This window comes from Shewanella bicestrii (assembly GCF_002216875.1).
GTDB classification, from domain to species: domain Bacteria; phylum Pseudomonadota; class Gammaproteobacteria; order Enterobacterales; family Shewanellaceae; genus Shewanella; species Shewanella seohaensis.
In genome coordinates, this window is sequence record NZ_CP022358.1 from 2,947,057 (window position 1) to 2,962,123 (window position 15,067).

8 protein-coding genes, 2 tRNA genes and 3 rRNA genes are annotated in these 15,067 nt (G+C 48.0%); 5 read left to right on the forward strand and 8 right to left on the reverse strand.

The features are described from left to right. Positions 1-40: 40 nt before the first annotated feature. Complete coding sequence (locus CF168_RS12815; protein WP_089068050.1) at positions 41-2,098, forward strand: bifunctional 2',3'-cyclic-nucleotide 2'-phosphodiesterase/3'-nucleotidase; 2,058 nt, start codon at positions 41-43, stop codon at positions 2,096-2,098. A 226-nt stretch (positions 2,099-2,324) separates the two neighbouring features. Beyond that, positions 2,325-3,029 (forward strand): DUF2057 domain-containing protein, encoded by a 705-nt coding sequence (locus CF168_RS12820; protein WP_089068051.1) that lies wholly within the window; start codon positions 2,325-2,327, stop codon positions 3,027-3,029. Between the two features lie 487 nt (positions 3,030-3,516). Here CF168_RS12820 and rrf read toward each other — a convergent pair. The 6 genes from rrf to gmhB all read right to left on the reverse strand — a co-directional run bounded on the left by rrf (position 3,517) and on the right by gmhB (position 10,062). Next, positions 3,517-3,632, reverse strand: a 5S ribosomal RNA gene (rrf, locus tag CF168_RS12825). Between the two features lie 131 nt (positions 3,633-3,763). Then, positions 3,764-6,657: ribosomal RNA gene (locus tag CF168_RS12830) — 23S ribosomal RNA — on the reverse strand. 268 nt (positions 6,658-6,925) lie between these two features. Then, positions 6,926-7,001, reverse strand: a tRNA-Ala gene (locus CF168_RS12835). A 137-nt stretch (positions 7,002-7,138) separates the two neighbouring features. Continuing rightward, positions 7,139-7,215, reverse strand: a tRNA-Ile gene (locus CF168_RS12840). Positions 7,216-7,426: 211 nt separating this feature from the next. Next, a 16S ribosomal RNA gene (locus CF168_RS12845) occupies positions 7,427-8,969 on the reverse strand. Together the 16S, 23S and 5S rRNA genes with 2 tRNA genes alongside form the textbook arrangement of a ribosomal RNA operon. Before the next feature lie 541 nt (positions 8,970-9,510). After that, positions 9,511-10,062: a D-glycero-beta-D-manno-heptose 1,7-bisphosphate 7-phosphatase gene (gmhB, locus tag CF168_RS12850; protein WP_011625872.1), complete on the reverse strand. Its 552-nt coding sequence runs from the start codon at positions 10,060-10,062 to the stop codon at positions 9,511-9,513. Positions 10,063-10,378: 316 nt separating this feature from the next. Between gmhB and CF168_RS12855 the strand changes: the two genes are divergently transcribed. After that, a complete protein-coding gene (locus CF168_RS12855) occupies positions 10,379-11,050 on the forward strand; it encodes a GntR family transcriptional regulator (RefSeq protein ID WP_089068052.1) in 672 nt (223 codons plus the stop codon). Between the two features lie 92 nt (positions 11,051-11,142). Beyond that, the gene (locus tag CF168_RS12860) at positions 11,143-12,207 is read left to right on the forward strand and encodes a ketoacyl-ACP synthase III (RefSeq protein WP_089068053.1); all 1,065 of its coding nucleotides are present in this window, start codon (positions 11,143-11,145) and stop codon (positions 12,205-12,207) included. 42 nt (positions 12,208-12,249) lie between these two features. Here CF168_RS12860 and CF168_RS12865 read toward each other — a convergent pair whose 3' ends face one another. Further along, on the reverse strand, positions 12,250-12,849 hold the full coding sequence (locus tag CF168_RS12865; protein ID WP_089068054.1) for a lecithin retinol acyltransferase family protein: 600 nt from the start codon (positions 12,847-12,849) through the stop codon (positions 12,250-12,252). A 537-nt stretch (positions 12,850-13,386) separates the two neighbouring features. Continuing rightward, positions 13,387-14,382, reverse strand: a complete 996-nt coding sequence (locus CF168_RS12870; RefSeq protein WP_089068055.1) for an NADP-dependent oxidoreductase — start codon at positions 14,380-14,382, stop codon at positions 13,387-13,389. A gap of 229 nt (positions 14,383-14,611) precedes the next feature. Here CF168_RS12870 and CF168_RS12875 point away from each other — a divergent pair, with 229 nt between their 5' ends. Beyond that, positions 14,612-15,037, forward strand: coding sequence for a MarR family winged helix-turn-helix transcriptional regulator (locus tag CF168_RS12875; protein WP_089068056.1), 426 nt, complete (start codon positions 14,612-14,614; stop codon positions 15,035-15,037). Positions 15,038-15,067: the final 30 nt, after the last annotated feature.

The following is a 15,067-nucleotide window of genomic DNA, read 5'->3' on the forward strand; positions in this document are numbered from 1 at the left end:
AACATGTATTAGGGTCAAATAAATATAAATAGAGAAAACGATGTTAAATAAAAAACTACTCGCAGTGATGATCACTGCCGCCTTAGGCGTAAGCGCCTGTGGCTCGGATGATGAGCAAATCGTTCAAGCGGATTTACGTGTATTAGAAACCACGGATCTGCACACAAATATCATGGATTTCAACTACTACAGTGGTAAAGAAGACCCAACTATCGGTCTAGCACGTACCGCAAGCCTTATTCATGCCGCCCGTAAAGAAGCCAAAAACAGTGTACTCGTAGATAACGGCGACCTGCTTCAAGGTAGCCCTATGGGTGACTACATGGCTAAAGTCGGCCTGCAAATGGGCGATGTTCACCCCGCCTATAAAGCGATGAATCTATTAGATTACGAAGTAGGTAATATCGGTAACCACGAATTTAACTATGGTTTAGATTTTTTAAATAAATCACTTCATGGTGCAGAATTTCCTTATATTAATGCCAACGTCTATTGTGCCGACGATAATGGCTGCTGGAATGATGTGAAAAAAGGTGAACATTTATTCACCCCTTATATCATTAAAGAAAAACAAATCGTCGATAGCGAAGGAAATAACCAAACCATTAAGATTGGTTATATTGGTTTTGTGCCACCACAAATCTTATTGTGGGATAAACAAAATCTGACTGGCAAAGTAACGGTTGAAGATATTGTGGCGACAGCCAAGAAATATGTGCCTGAAATGAAAGCAAAAGGCGCTGATTTGATTATCGCGATTCCACACTCTGGTATTGGTTCGACCGAAAATCCTGGCGATCCTATGGCAGAGAACGCAACCTATGCCTTGACCTATGTCGACGGTATTAATGCCATCCTCTTTGGTCACAGCCACTCTATTTTCCCCGATGCCAAATATGCCGACTTACCTAACACAGACGTGACTAAAGGTCTGTTAAATGGTGTACCAGCCGTCATGCCTGGACGCTGGGGTGACAACTTAGGTGTGGTCGACTTTAAACTCGAGCGTAAAGACGGTAAGTGGTCTGTGCTCAGTGCCACCACTAAGGCACGTCCTATCTATGATGGTGCAACCAAAACACCATTAGTCGAAGCCGACGCCGCCATCCATGATGCTGTCGCCGCCGAACACCAAGGAACACTCGCCTTCGTGGACGAGCCAATTGGGGTTGCTGCCGCCGATATGTATAGCTTCTTGACCTTAGTGCAGGACGATCCAACCGTACAAATCGTTTCTGACGCGCAAATTGCTAACGTTAAAGCAAAACTCCCCGAGGCATTAAAAGATCTGCCAGTTTTATCGGCTTCTGCGCCATTCAAAGCCGGTGGTCGCCACGGTACAACCAGCGATGCAGACCAATATGTACAAGTGGATAAAGGCGCATTGACCTTTAAAAACGCCGCCGATCTTTACCTCTACCCCAACACTATGGTGGCGGTCAAAGCGACAGGTGCTGAACTGAAAGATTGGCTGGAGTGTTCAGCTAACCAATTCAATCAAATCGATCCAACCAAAACCACGCCGCAGGAGTTAATCAACTGGGATGGTCACCCAACCTATAACTTCGACGTGCTCGATGGCTTGACCTACAAGATTGATGTCACTCAACCAAGCAAGTTCGACCGCGACTGCGCCGTCGTTAATGCCAATGCTAACCGTATCGTCGATTTAAGCTACACAGATGCCAACGGTAAAGTCTTCACTGGCGAAGAGTTTGCGGCCAAAGAATTTATCGTGGCCTCAAATAACTACCGCGCCTTTGGTGGCAAGTTTGCCGGTACAGGCAGTGATCATGTGGTACTCGAACTGCCAGATACTAACCGTGAAGCCTTAGCGGCCTACATCACAGCGCAATCTCAGTTCAACGAAACCACTGGCAAGTATGATGGCATGGTCAACCCAAGTGCTGACTACAACTGGGATTTCAAAACCATCAGCACCAATGTTGCGTTAGATATTCGCTTCCAGACCCAAGATAGCGATAAAGCCGCTGCCTTTATCGAAGCCAATAAACAACGCGAAATGACAAAGATTAGTAAAGATGAACTCGGTTTTGCCGTGTACCGCATCAACCTAAGCCAAGATAAAGCGAAGTAATTTGCGTTATCGCGCTTAGGTTAAGCCAATATCAGGCTAAACTCAGTCTCGTACTTAGACAAGAAAAGGCTCCCAGTGAGCCTTTTCTTTATTCTAGATCCCAACCAAATATCGATGAATGTATAGTGCTTTGAGTGTCCTTTGTGATCATCGGCTTAGCTCTCCACTTTGTGTTAACGGCCATCTCACTTATCATTAGTGCGTGATATCAACCAAGAGAAAGCCTATGAAATCCCCCTCTATCCTGTGCGCATCCGCCATACTGCTTGCCAGCCTGCAACCCGTTAGTGCCGAAGTTCTCCTGCAGCTGCCAAGTGATGTCGAGCTGTTAACCGTGAATGGACAAAAGCCATTAAGCACCTCGCCAGTCACGCTGAGTGATGGATTGAACCAAATCGCATTTCGCTACAATGCCCAGTACCGCAAACAGGCTAATTCGGTACGCTACCAATCGGACGTACTGATCATCCGCTTTAATGAAACCGACCAAGCATTACAGCTCAAACTGCCCAATATCGACTCGGCTAAAGCCGCAAAGCAGTTCGATGAGTCACCGTCAATCACGCTGTTAGATAAGCACAATCAAGCGATTAGCTTTGACCAAGACAGATTAGTGAAAAACGGGCTTCAGATAGGCCGAAACTTCGAGCAGGAAATCTTTCAATACAATCAAGGCCAGCATCCCGCCTCGATAAGGTTTGCTGCGCCTCAAGTATCAGCAGCAACGAGTGCACCAACGCTGCCAGCTACCACTTCAGCACCATCAACAGCCGTAACCATCAGTACTGCCGCATCAACAGCTGCAATAACACAAGGCGCAGCGCCTGAATCGCCGACTCAAACCGAAATCAGCCATATGCTGGATTATTGGTATCACCTCGCCGATGACGCCACCAAAGCAAAATTCAAGGCGAAAATTAACGGGCAATAAGCGTATTCTTTAGTTTTTTGCAGTAACAAGTGAGCAAGACACGCTACCCCATACAAAATAGAGCAACCTAGGTTGCTCTTTTTATTGGCCTGATATTATTTCCCTAAATGGTTAGGGGAAAACCAAGCTGAACCGTGAATGAAGTGAGAATATAAAGAGTTAACAGGTGGAAATTGGAAACAGCAAAAACAAAAAAGCCAGCTTATTCAGCTGGCTTCGTTGTTTAATTAGGCGCTTGGCGATGACCTACTCTCACATGGGGGTGAAATCATAACGCTATAAATACGCAGTATTTAGCCATGATTGAACGCAAAGAAGCTAGTCTTCGTAGCTGGGGAGCTCGCTTAGCGGCGGGGCGACCACCATGGATGGTGGAAGTGTCAATATTGGAGGAACATTTATTGACCGACATCGTGGTAGCTTTCGCGGAGCGTATAAACACAAAAGCCCTAGCGGTTTAGGCTAGGGCTTTTGTGTTTATTTGGGCGCTTGGCGATGACCTACTCTCACATGGGGAGACCCCACACTACCATCGGCGCGATTGCGTTTCACTTCTGAGTTCGGGATGGGATCAGGTGGGACCACAATGCTATTGTCACCAAGCAAATTTGCTATTTACTTACCCGTCTTATCTCATGCAGGCAGTAAATTAAATTCGGAAAGCTGGATTGAGTTGCACTTCTTAAGTGTTTGTATTCGTCTAAGTACTACTGAGTAAAACCCATCTGGGTTGTATGGTTAAGCCTCTCGAGTCATTAGTATCATTTAGCTCAACGCCTCACAACGCTTACACACCTGACCTATCAACGTCCTAGTCTCGAACGGCTCTTTAGTGGACTTATAGTCCAAGGGATGACTCATCTTGGGGCTCGCTTCCCGCTTAGATGCTTTCAGCGGTTATCGATTCCGAACATAGCTACCGGGCAATGCCATTGGCATGACAACCCGAACACCAGCGGTTCGTTCACTCCGGTCCTCTCGTACTAGGAGCAACTCCCCTCAATCATCCAACGCCCACGGCAGATAGGGACCGAACTGTCTCACGACGTTCTGAACCCAGCTCGCGTACCACTTTAAATGGCGAACAGCCATACCCTTGGGACCGACTTCAGCCCCAGGATGTGATGAGCCGACATCGAGGTGCCAAACACCGCCGTCGATATGAACTCTTGGGCGGTATCAGCCTGTTATCCCCGGAGTACCTTTTATCCGTTGAGCGATGGCCCTTCCATTCAGAACCACCGGATCACTATGACCTACTTTCGTACCTGCTCGACGTGTCTGTCTCGCAGTTAAGCTGGCTTATGCCATTGCACTAACCGTACGATGTCCGACCGTACTTAGCCAACCTTCGTGCTCCTCCGTTACTCTTTGGGAGGAGACCGCCCCAGTCAAACTACCCACCAGGCACTGTCCTTAACCCCGATTAGGGGCCCAAGTTAGAACATCAACACTACAAGGGTGGTATTTCAAGGACGACTCCACGAGAACTAGCGTTCCCGCTTCAAAGTCTCCCACCTATCCTACACATGTAGGGTCAATGTTCAGTGCCAAGCTATAGTAAAGGTTCACGGGGTCTTTCCGTCTAGCCGCGGGTATACGGCATCTTCACCGCAATTTCAACTTCACTGAGTCTCGGCTGGAGACAGCGTGGCCATCATTACGCCATTCGTGCAGGTCGGAACTTACCCGACAAGGAATTTCGCTACCTTAGGACCGTTATAGTTACGGCCGCCGTTTACCGGGGCTTCGATCATGAGCTTCTCTTGCGATAACCCAATCAATTAACCTTCCGGCACCGGGCAGGCGTCACACCGTATACGTCATCTTGCGATTTTGCACAGTGCTGTGTTTTTGATAAACAGTTGCAGCCACCTGGTATCTGCGACTGCCGTCAGCTTAGGGAGCAAGTCCCATCACCAACAGCAGCGTACCTTCTCCCGAAGTTACGGTACCATTTTGCCTAGTTCCTTCAGCCGAGTTCTCTCAAGCGCCTTGGTATTCTCTACCCGACCACCTGTGTCGGTTTGGGGTACGATTCCCGCTAACCTGAAGCTTAGAAGATTTTCCTGGAAGCATGGCATCAACTACTTCATCCCCTTGGGGACTCGTCATCAGCTCTCAGTGTTAAGAACGCCCGGATTTGCCTAAGCATTCCACCTACCACCTTAAACGCGGACTACCAACGCCGCGCTAGCCTAGCCTTCTCCGTCTCTCCATCGCAGTTAGCGGAAGTACAGAAATATTAATCTGTTTCCCATCGACTACGCCTTTCGGCCTCGCCTTAGGGGTCGACTCACCCTGCCCCGATTAACGTTGGACAGGAACCCTTGGTCTTTCGGCGAGGGGGTTTTTCACCCCCTTTATCGTTACTCATGTCAGCATTCGCACTTCTGATACCTCCAGCGTGGGTTACCCCTTCACCTTCAACGGCTTACAGAACGCTCCTCTACCGCGCAACCCTAATGGATTGCACCCGTAGCTTCGGTGGTATGTTTAGCCCCGTTACATCTTCCGCGCAGGCCGACTCGACTAGTGAGCTATTACGCTTTCTTTAAATGATGGCTGCTTCTAAGCCAACATCCTAGCTGTCTAAGCCTTCCCACATCGTTTCCCACTTAACATACACTTTGGGACCTTAGCTGACGGTCTGGGTTGTTTCCCTTTTGACGACGGACGTTAGCACCCGCCGTCTGTCTCCCGGATAGCACTCTTTGGTATTCGGAGTTTGCAAAGGGTTGGTAAGTCGGGATGACCCCCTAGCCTTAACAGTGCTCTACCCCCAAAGGTGTTCGTCCGAGGCGCTACCTAAATAGCTTTCGAGGAGAACCAGATATCTCCCGGTTTGATTGGCCTTTCACCCCCAGCCACAAGTCATCCGCTAATTTTTCAACATTAGTCGGTTCGGTCCTCCAGTTGATGTTACTCAACCTTCAACCTGCCCATGGCTAGATCACCGGGTTTCGGGTCTACGCCTTGCAACTAAACGCGCAGTTAACACTCGGTTTCCCTACGGCTCCGCTATTCGCTTAACCTCGCTACAAAACGTAAGTCGCTGACCCATTATACAAAAGGTACGCAGTCACGGTCTCAAGAACCGCTCCCACTGCTTGTACGTATACGGTTTCAGGTTCTATTTCACTCCCCTCACAGGGGTTCTTTTCGCCTTTCCCTCACGGTACTGGTTCACTATCGGTCAGTCAGGAGTATTTAGCCTTGGAGGATGGTCCCCCCATATTCAAACAGGATATCACGTGTCCCGCCTTACTCGTTTTCATCAAAGGTTAGTTTTCGTGTACGGGGCTATCACCCTGTGCCGCTGGACTTTCCAGACCATTCCACTAACACCCCTCTGACTTAAGGGCTAATCCCCGTTCGCTCGCCGCTACTAGGGGAATCTCGGTTGATTTCTTTTCCTAAGGGTACTTAGATGTTTCAGTTCCCCTCGTTTGCCTCACTACACTATGTATTCATGTAGTGATAACAGCTTATGCTGCTGGGTTCCCCCATTCGGACATCGTTAGCTCAAATGCTTGTTACTAGCTCGCCAACGCTTTTCGCAAGTTACTACGTCCTTCATCGCCTCTGACTGCCAAGGCATCCACCGTATACGCTTAGTCGCTTAACCATACAACCCAAATGAGTTTCACTTGAATTGTTGCGACCAGCTGGTTTTACTTGTCTCATCTTCGACCAAGAAGATGGACTCGCCTTAGACTTGAATATTCAAGACACTTAAAAAGTGTTTTAAGAACTCAATTTTTTCGTATTAACACAACGACAGACATCATTGCATTAATTACTATCAGCTTTCCAAATTGTTAAAGAGCGGGCTTAAAAAAGCCAAAGATAATTTTTCAGTTTATCTTTGGCATCTCTAACCAGATTGCAGTAAGTGGTGGAGCTATGCGGGATCGAACCGCAGACCTCCTGCGTGCAAGGCAGGCGCTCTCCCAGCTGAGCTATAGCCCCATTTACATGCAGTGCGAGTAAATAAGATGTTCCAAACCTCTTAAAGGATTGGTTTGCCAATCATTTCTTATCAAGGCGGACAGTGGCGACGTTTAGTTCACTAAACGAGTCACTTTCCAACGCTGAGAAGGAAGGATTGGTGGGTCAGAGTGGACTTGAACCACCGACCTCACCCTTATCAGGGGTGCGCTCTAACCAGCTGAGCTACAGACCCATCTTTGATAAATCTATGTTCATCTAGAACCACCGACCTCACCCTACTCTTTATGAAGGGATTGGGGTGCTAACCAGCTGAGCTACAGACCCATCTTTTACTCTATCTTCTATCAAGCAAATCTGTGTGAACACTCAAAAGGTACACGGATGTACCGAATGTCTAAAATGCAGGAGCATTTTTAGACCAAACATCGAGTTAGTCGTATAGGTAAGGAGGTGATCCAGCCCCAGGTTCCCCTAGGGCTACCTTGTTACGACTTCACCCCAGTCATGAACCACAAAGTGGTGAGCGCCCCCCCGAAGGTTAAGCTACCCACTTCTTTTGCAGCCCACTCCCATGGTGTGACGGGCGGTGTGTACAAGGCCCGGGAACGTATTCACCGTGGCATTCTGATCCACGATTACTAGCGATTCCGACTTCATGGAGTCGAGTTGCAGACTCCAATCCGGACTACGACGAGCTTTGTGAGATTAGCTCCACCTCGCGGCTTTGCAACCCTCTGTACTCGCCATTGTAGCACGTGTGTAGCCCTACTCGTAAGGGCCATGATGACTTGACGTCGTCCCCACCTTCCTCCGGTTTATCACCGGCAGTCTCCCTAGAGTTCCCGCCATTACGCGCTGGCAAATAAGGATAGGGGTTGCGCTCGTTGCGGGACTTAACCCAACATTTCACAACACGAGCTGACGACAGCCATGCAGCACCTGTCTCAGAGTTCCCGAAGGCACTAAGCTATCTCTAGCGAATTCTCTGGATGTCAAGAGTAGGTAAGGTTCTTCGCGTTGCATCGAATTAAACCACATGCTCCACCGCTTGTGCGGGCCCCCGTCAATTCATTTGAGTTTTAACCTTGCGGCCGTACTCCCCAGGCGGTCTACTTAATGCGTTAGCTTGAGAGCCCAGTGTTCAAGACACCAAACTCCGAGTAGACATCGTTTACGGCGTGGACTACCAGGGTATCTAATCCTGTTTGCTCCCCACGCTTTCGTGCCTGAGCGTCAGTCTTTGTCCAGGGGGCCGCCTTCGCCACCGGTATTCCTCCAGATCTCTACGCATTTCACCGCTACACCTGGAATTCTACCCCCCTCTACAAGACTCTAGTTTGCCAGTTCGAAATGCAATTCCCAGGTTGAGCCCGGGGCTTTCACATCTCGCTTAACAAACCGCCTGCGCACGCTTTACGCCCAGTAATTCCGATTAACGCTTGGACCCTCCGTATTACCGCGGCTGCTGGCACGGAGTTAGCCGGTCCTTCTTCTGTAGGTAACGTCACAGCTGCAAGGTATTAACTTACAACCTTTCCTCCCTACTGAAAGTGCTTTACAACCCGAAGGCCTTCTTCACACACGCGGCATGGCTGCATCAGGGTTTCCCCCATTGTGCAATATTCCCCACTGCTGCCTCCCGTAGGAGTCTGGGCCGTGTCTCAGTCCCAGTGTGGCTGATCATCCTCTCAGAACAGCTAGGGATCGTCGCCTTGGTGAGCCATTACCTCACCAACTAGCTAATCCCACCTAGGTTCATCCAATCGCGAGAGGCCCGAAAGTCCCCCTCTTTCCCCCGTAGGGCGTATGCGGTATTAGCAGTCGTTTCCAACTGTTATCCCCCTCGACTGGGCAGATCCCTAGGCATTACTCACCCGTCCGCCGCTCGCCACCTCAGGAGTAAACTCCCTTGTGCTGCCGCTCGACTTGCATGTGTTAGGCCTGCCGCCAGCGTTCAATCTGAGCCATGATCAAACTCTTCAATTAAAAGTTTTGTGAATCCGAAGATTCGACTCAATGAATTCTGAATCGACTTAACTTAATAAGTCGTTGTACATATTGCTATGAACACTCATTCATTGATTTAATTCTTTGATTACTCGCCAAACGGCAGAGTAATTTCGATTAACTCAACACCTGTGAGTGTCCACACAGATTTGCTTGATAAATTGTTAAAGAGCATGGTTATTTGCCTTGAGCGTTTAACGCTTTTGGCTTTCACCGTTGACCCTGCTGGGCCAGTGGATGCGCATTATAGGGATGTCAGATTTTACCGCAACCCCTTTCGACAAAATAATGAGAAAAAGCGATGTGAGTGCGCATTTTTTAAACCGAACATCGGTTTTAGCGACTAATTCGCTGTAATTTCCATCACTTTGGCTATCTTTATCGCCCTAATAACGCCGTTAGCACGGGTCACACAGTAAAACGATAAAGTAAATACTGCACTTTTTGTTGTTAAGCTCTCGGTTCGAGCTCAATCTCACCGTTCAAATCAATTGATACACGCTTTAAATAGTAAGATAAGCTACTTCTTTAAAAATCCCGGCACATCGGCAATGCTATCGAGCACTACAGACGCCTCGCTATCATCAGCGATTGCTTTACCAGTACGGACGAGGATACGTGTCGGGACCCCTGCCGCTTTGGCCGCAAGCATGTCGTCTGCTTTATCGCCCACCATGACCGACTGCGACAAATCGATTTTCAGGAATTTTGCCGCATCTAGTAGCATGCCAGGTTTTGGCTTGCGGCAATCGCAATCGACTTTATATTCACCGAGACCTTTTTCATTATGGTGCGGGCAATAATAGATGCCATCGAGGTCGACACCTTTATCCGCAAAGTTCCAATCCATCCATTCGGTGAGACTGTGGAATTGATCTTCAGTATACATGCCACGGGCAATCCCCGACTGATTGGTGACCACCACCAATTTGTATCCCATTTGCTTTAAGGCGAGGCAGGCTTCAAACACACCTTCTATATATTCAAAGTCATCCACCTGATGCACATAACCATGATCTTTGTTGATCACACCATCACGGTCTAAAAATACGGCTCGATTGACTGTACCCACAGTACTACTCCACTCACTAAAAACGGCGCTTAATGCGTAATTTCCCTATTATTCCATCCATTGCAAGAAATTGCACCGCGAAGTTGTCAGCGACATGACGCAGTTTGAACAAGTTCCGGCTTATCTCGACTAACGCGGGCGTAAAACCGTATTAAATCGTACTTATCCCGATGCATTTCGCCGATAAAATCGCCCGATAATGCTTTTTTAGGCTCAAGGGATGCGGTATTCAATCGAGCTTTTCCCTTTATTTGTGCTGTTTTTAACGGTAATCTTGCACGGATAACAATAAAACACCTAAAAATAGACGGTCATAATGAGTCGAACTACGCCTATAGTCCATAAAACCCGCACCCAATTAGTTGTAGAAGTGCTGAGAGAGAGAATTCTTTCGGGTGATATAGCCGCAGGGGAACCACTCAGACAAAGCGCCTTAGCCGAAGCCTTACATGTAAGCCGTATTCCCGTGAGAGAAGCCTTATTACAGCTGGAGGCGGAGGGGCTTGTGAAGTTTGAGCCCCATAAAGGGGCGACCGCGACCGAATTATCCGTTGAACAAGTGACTGAGCTTTTTGAATTACGCGCCATGATCGAGACCGATCTGCTCGCCAAAGCCATACCACGACTTCAAGAAGACGATTTAATAAAAGCAGAACGCGTATTGGAGCAATTGGAATCGGCCTTTAAACATGAAGATGCCGTCGCCAGTTGGAGCGAGCTAAATACACAGTTTCATACCTGTTTATATCAAGCCGCCAATCGTCCACATACGCTAGAGGTTGTCCACGGCCTCAATACTAACTGCGATAGATATATCCGCTTGCAATTGCTGCTCGCAGGAGGCATTCCCGCAGCAGAGCACGAGCACCGCGAACTGCTCAACTATTGCAAACAAAGAGAAACAGAGAAAGCCACGGCGTTGCTGCGACATCATATTTTGCATGCCGCAATGACAATTCGGGATCTCGTCGCCAAACAGGTGGTCTAGATCACGGACTGTCATTCGTTATACCGATAAGCTTTGTTGTCGATTTGAGGCAGCACTTCAGGTTCTGCCTTTTTTATTTGAGAGAAAACACCATGCAGTACGCCACTATCACTGGCTGGGGAAAATGTGTTCCTCCCGCCACTTTGACTAACGATGATCTTGCTACTTTTATCGAAACTTCCGATGAATGGATTAAAAGCCGTACCGGGATCAGCCAGCGTCATATCAGCCATGTGAATACCTCTGAGTTAGCATCGGTTGCCGCTAAACGCGCCCTTGCAGCGGCGGGCATTGACGGCAGCGAAATTGATATGATCATTTTAGCCAGCGCCAGCCCAGATACCTTGATCCCTAATATTGCCTCCACAGTCCAAGCGAATATTGGCGCAAGTTGCGCAGCCTTCGATATCAACGCGGCATGCAGTGGCTTTTTGTATGGCTTAGGCTTAGCCAGCTCACAGATCAAGAGTGGTCAGTGCAAAAAAGTACTAGTAGTCGGTGCCGAACGTTTATCTTTCTACCTCGATTGGTCACGCCGTGAAACCGCAGTGCTGTTTGGTGATGGCGCGGGCGCAGTTATTGTTGAAGCAACGGATGTTCCGGGCGGTGTGTTAGGTTATGAGCTGAATAACGATCCTGAAGGTCGCGATATCCTAAAAGCCGGTTTTGGTACTGCGATGGATAGATTCTCCGCCGAGTCCTTAGATTTTTATATTCAATTCGATGGCCAAGAAATCTTTAAACGTGCCATTAATGGTATGAATAAGTTAAGCACTCAAGTGCTGGAGAAATGTGGCGTCGATAAGGATGAAGTCGATTTAGTGATCCCACACCAAGCGAACGAGCGCATTATCGACACCCTCGTTAGCCGCATGAAGATCCCTAAAGAAAAAGCCTTCGTGAACATCGCTAACTATGGCAACACCTCTGCGGCCACTATCCCTATCGCCATCTGCGATGCGTTGGAAAAAGGGTTAATTAAGCCGAACCAAACCATTCTGTCATGTGCTTTCGGTGCGGGGTTAACCTCAGCAGCGCTGCTATTGCAATGGGGCGAGCGCGTAACACCGGTTCAAGTGAGTGATGCCCAGCTGCCTCCTTGCGAGTTGAGTGGCATTGAGCTGGTTAAACGTGCTGTAGATTATTTCTGTAAGTAATTAATCCCGAACACGGATAAAAGGCCATCTTCGGATGGCCTTTTACATTTTTATCTCTTCAGGTACGCGACGCATTTCATCCCAGTAAATCCCCTGCTTAAAATAGCCCGCGAGTTTTTGATTTAATTCGTTAAAGCTTTTTATGGCAACCTCTTCACCACACAAACATGACCAGACGAATCGATGGCAGTTGTTGTCGAACAAATCATATTCTCGATATTGATAAATGGCCCGCTCGGCGCGGCTCACCATATCACTGGCAATCAGTGGTTGATGTTGATGATTACAGGCAATATAGATTTGGCTACCAGTGCGCCCCGCTAAAAAGCGCTTTACCGATACCGCCCGTATCAGCCCTGAGCCATGTAGTTCGACAAGGCAATCATCCGCCAACCAAATGCCCGTATGTTCAATGACCCCAAACACATAACAGCAGATAATGCTGCCAGGCTGCGGCGAGACTTGTTTAAAGCCCTTTTGCCACTGACTTGGCGCTACCACCATGGCTTGGTTGCCCGTCGATTGCCGTGGCGCCTTACCTAATAAACGGTCACGCTCAAGCTGCTGGCGCTTTTCACGCTCATCGGCGAGCAATAACGCCCCCATAGCCGCGCTGCCTAGCCAAAGTAACGGTAATGGCATCCTATCCCCTCATGGCATCAGTTATCTGTAAAATGCGTCATTAATAGATAGCGAGTCAAGAACGTCGGATGGCGTTTGCACCTCCTGCTTACGCTCACCTTTCTTTAAACCTAGTGTTCATTAAATCTATCCTTGTGTCAGTAGGCCTTAGCCTTTGAATTTTTGATAATAAGAGTGAAGTACAGTTCCACTGAATTGCCAAGTTTTCCGTAAAGGTCCCCAAGCATGACATGGGTAACTAACCTTTTAACGGGGCATTGAGCTTCTAGGACTGCGATGTTGCAGTGTAATGGGATGAGCGTGAATTAAAGATGAAATCGCTAGCCAGAGCTCAAACTCAGTCGGCTTGATTGTGAAAGAAAACTGAAGCCTTTGTAAAAACAGGCTTCAGCTCAAACGGTAACTCTATTTGCGACAGCAAATGCCTTCCGCCGCAGCATCACTTAGCATGACTCACGTTTGGCATCGCCCACGACATCAAGGTGCATCGGATTTCACCTTTGCACCTTGATACTAAGCCGTAAGAGTACAGCAAGATTAGAGTTTAACTAGCATTTTACCTTTGTTTTTACCTTCAAACAGGCCGATAAACGCCTCTGGTGCTTGCTCTAAACCTTGGTAAACCGTTTCTTGCGATTTCACTTTACCCGCCTGCAGCCACTGCGCCATTTGAGCGATGAATTCTTCAAACTGGTCGAAGTAATCCATCACAATAAAGCCCTGTATGGTTAACTTTTTGGTGATGATGGCTAAGAGATTGCTTGGACCAGGGACTGGCGTCTGCGCGTTATAATCGGCAATCATCCCACATACAGAAATACGGCCATATTCGTTCAGCACATTCAATGCGGCTTCAAGATGAGCGCCGCCGACATTCTCAAAATACACATCAATGCCATCGGGCGCCGCGTCACGCAAAGCCTGAGTTAAATCAGTCACTTTTTTATAGTTAATCACCGCATCCACACCCAGACTTTTAACTAATTCAGCCTTCTCATCCGAGCCAACCGAAGCAATTACTTTACAGCCGTTAAGCTTAGCGATTTGACAGACAACCATGCCCACCGCGCCCGATGCGGCTGAAACAAACACGGTATCTTTAGGGGTTAATTTCGCAATTGTCATTAGACCCACCCAAGCAGTTAATCCGGGCATACCAAGCACACCTAAAAAGTACTGCTCAGGAATATTCGCCGTAGGCAATAAGGTGAGATCCTGCCCATCACTGATAAAGGCGCTGCGCCAGCCACTGACATTGCTCACTTTTGATCCCACGGGGAATTGCGGATTGAGTGATTCAATCACTTCACCTATTGCCCCACCGTCCATAACCGCATCAATCTGGAAGGGTGGAATGTAGGAATCCTTGTCCATCATACGGCCACGCATATAGGGATCGACTGACATCCAAGTGTTTTTAACCAGTACTTCTCCGGCTTTTAAGGCGGGCAATGTCACCTCGACCTGTTTAAAATTTGCCAGAGTAGGCATACCAATAGGGCGTGATGCTAAATGAATTTGACTGCTTATCATGTACTTAACCTCTATTACGTCGGACACTCTGCAAACAGGGAGTGATATTTCGACAATGAACTAAACTTATTAGCTTGCAAATAGTTTGCGCACAAACTGTTTGCCAATAAACTACCCACAAGTGACGCGCAAATCAACTGTTACGCCTAAAAATATTTTGCACACAAACTATTTTTACAACGTAGAATTTGTTAACATCGACCTTCATTGTTCATCCTGGGTAAGCGGTATGGCTCAAAAATTATCAGACAACGTGTGCTTTGCACTCTATTCGGCGACCAACTCATTAGTGCGAGCCTTTCGTCCCATCCTTGACGAATACGATCTTACCTACCCTCAGTACATAGTGATGCACTCACTCTGGTACGTGAATGACGTCAGTCTCAAAGAGTTATCTAACGACACGCGTTTAGATCCCAGCACCTTGACCCCAATCGTTAAACGCTTGGAATCAAAGGGCTTACTCACCCGTAACTTATCCGAGTTGGATGAACGCAAAAAGGTTATTTCCCTCACAGATAAGGGCAGGCAATTACGGGAGGAAGCGACTCAGCTCACGGAGAAATTGGTGGCTCGCTCCAAGATGAATGCCGAGCGTATCGAGGAATTACGTCGCTTATGTCTTGAATTAGAAGCCGATTTATCGAAAGACTAGCCAGCCGAAATAGCATTCTTTAGCACGCTT

Excerpts from the sequence above, each read along its gene's own strand:
- CF168_RS12815 (WP_089068050.1), top strand. The coding sequence starts at position 41 with ATGTTAAATAAAAAACTACTCGCAGTGATGATCACTGCCGCCTTAGGC.
- CF168_RS12820 (WP_089068051.1), top strand. The coding sequence starts at position 2,325 with ATGAAATCCCCCTCTATCCTGTGCGCATCCGCCATACTGCTTGCCAGC.
- CF168_RS12860 (WP_089068053.1), top strand. The coding sequence starts at position 11,143 with ATGCAGTACGCCACTATCACTGGCTGGGGAAAATGTGTTCCTCCCGCC.
- CF168_RS12870 (WP_089068055.1), bottom strand. The coding sequence starts at position 14,382 with ATGATAAGCAGTCAAATTCATTTAGCATCACGCCCTATTGGTATGCCT.
- CF168_RS12865 (WP_089068054.1), bottom strand. The coding sequence starts at position 12,849 with ATGCCATTACCGTTACTTTGGCTAGGCAGCGCGGCTATGGGGGCGTTA.
- CF168_RS12855 (WP_089068052.1), top strand. The coding sequence starts at position 10,379 with ATGAGTCGAACTACGCCTATAGTCCATAAAACCCGCACCCAATTAGTT.
- CF168_RS12875 (WP_089068056.1), top strand. The coding sequence starts at position 14,612 with ATGGCTCAAAAATTATCAGACAACGTGTGCTTTGCACTCTATTCGGCG.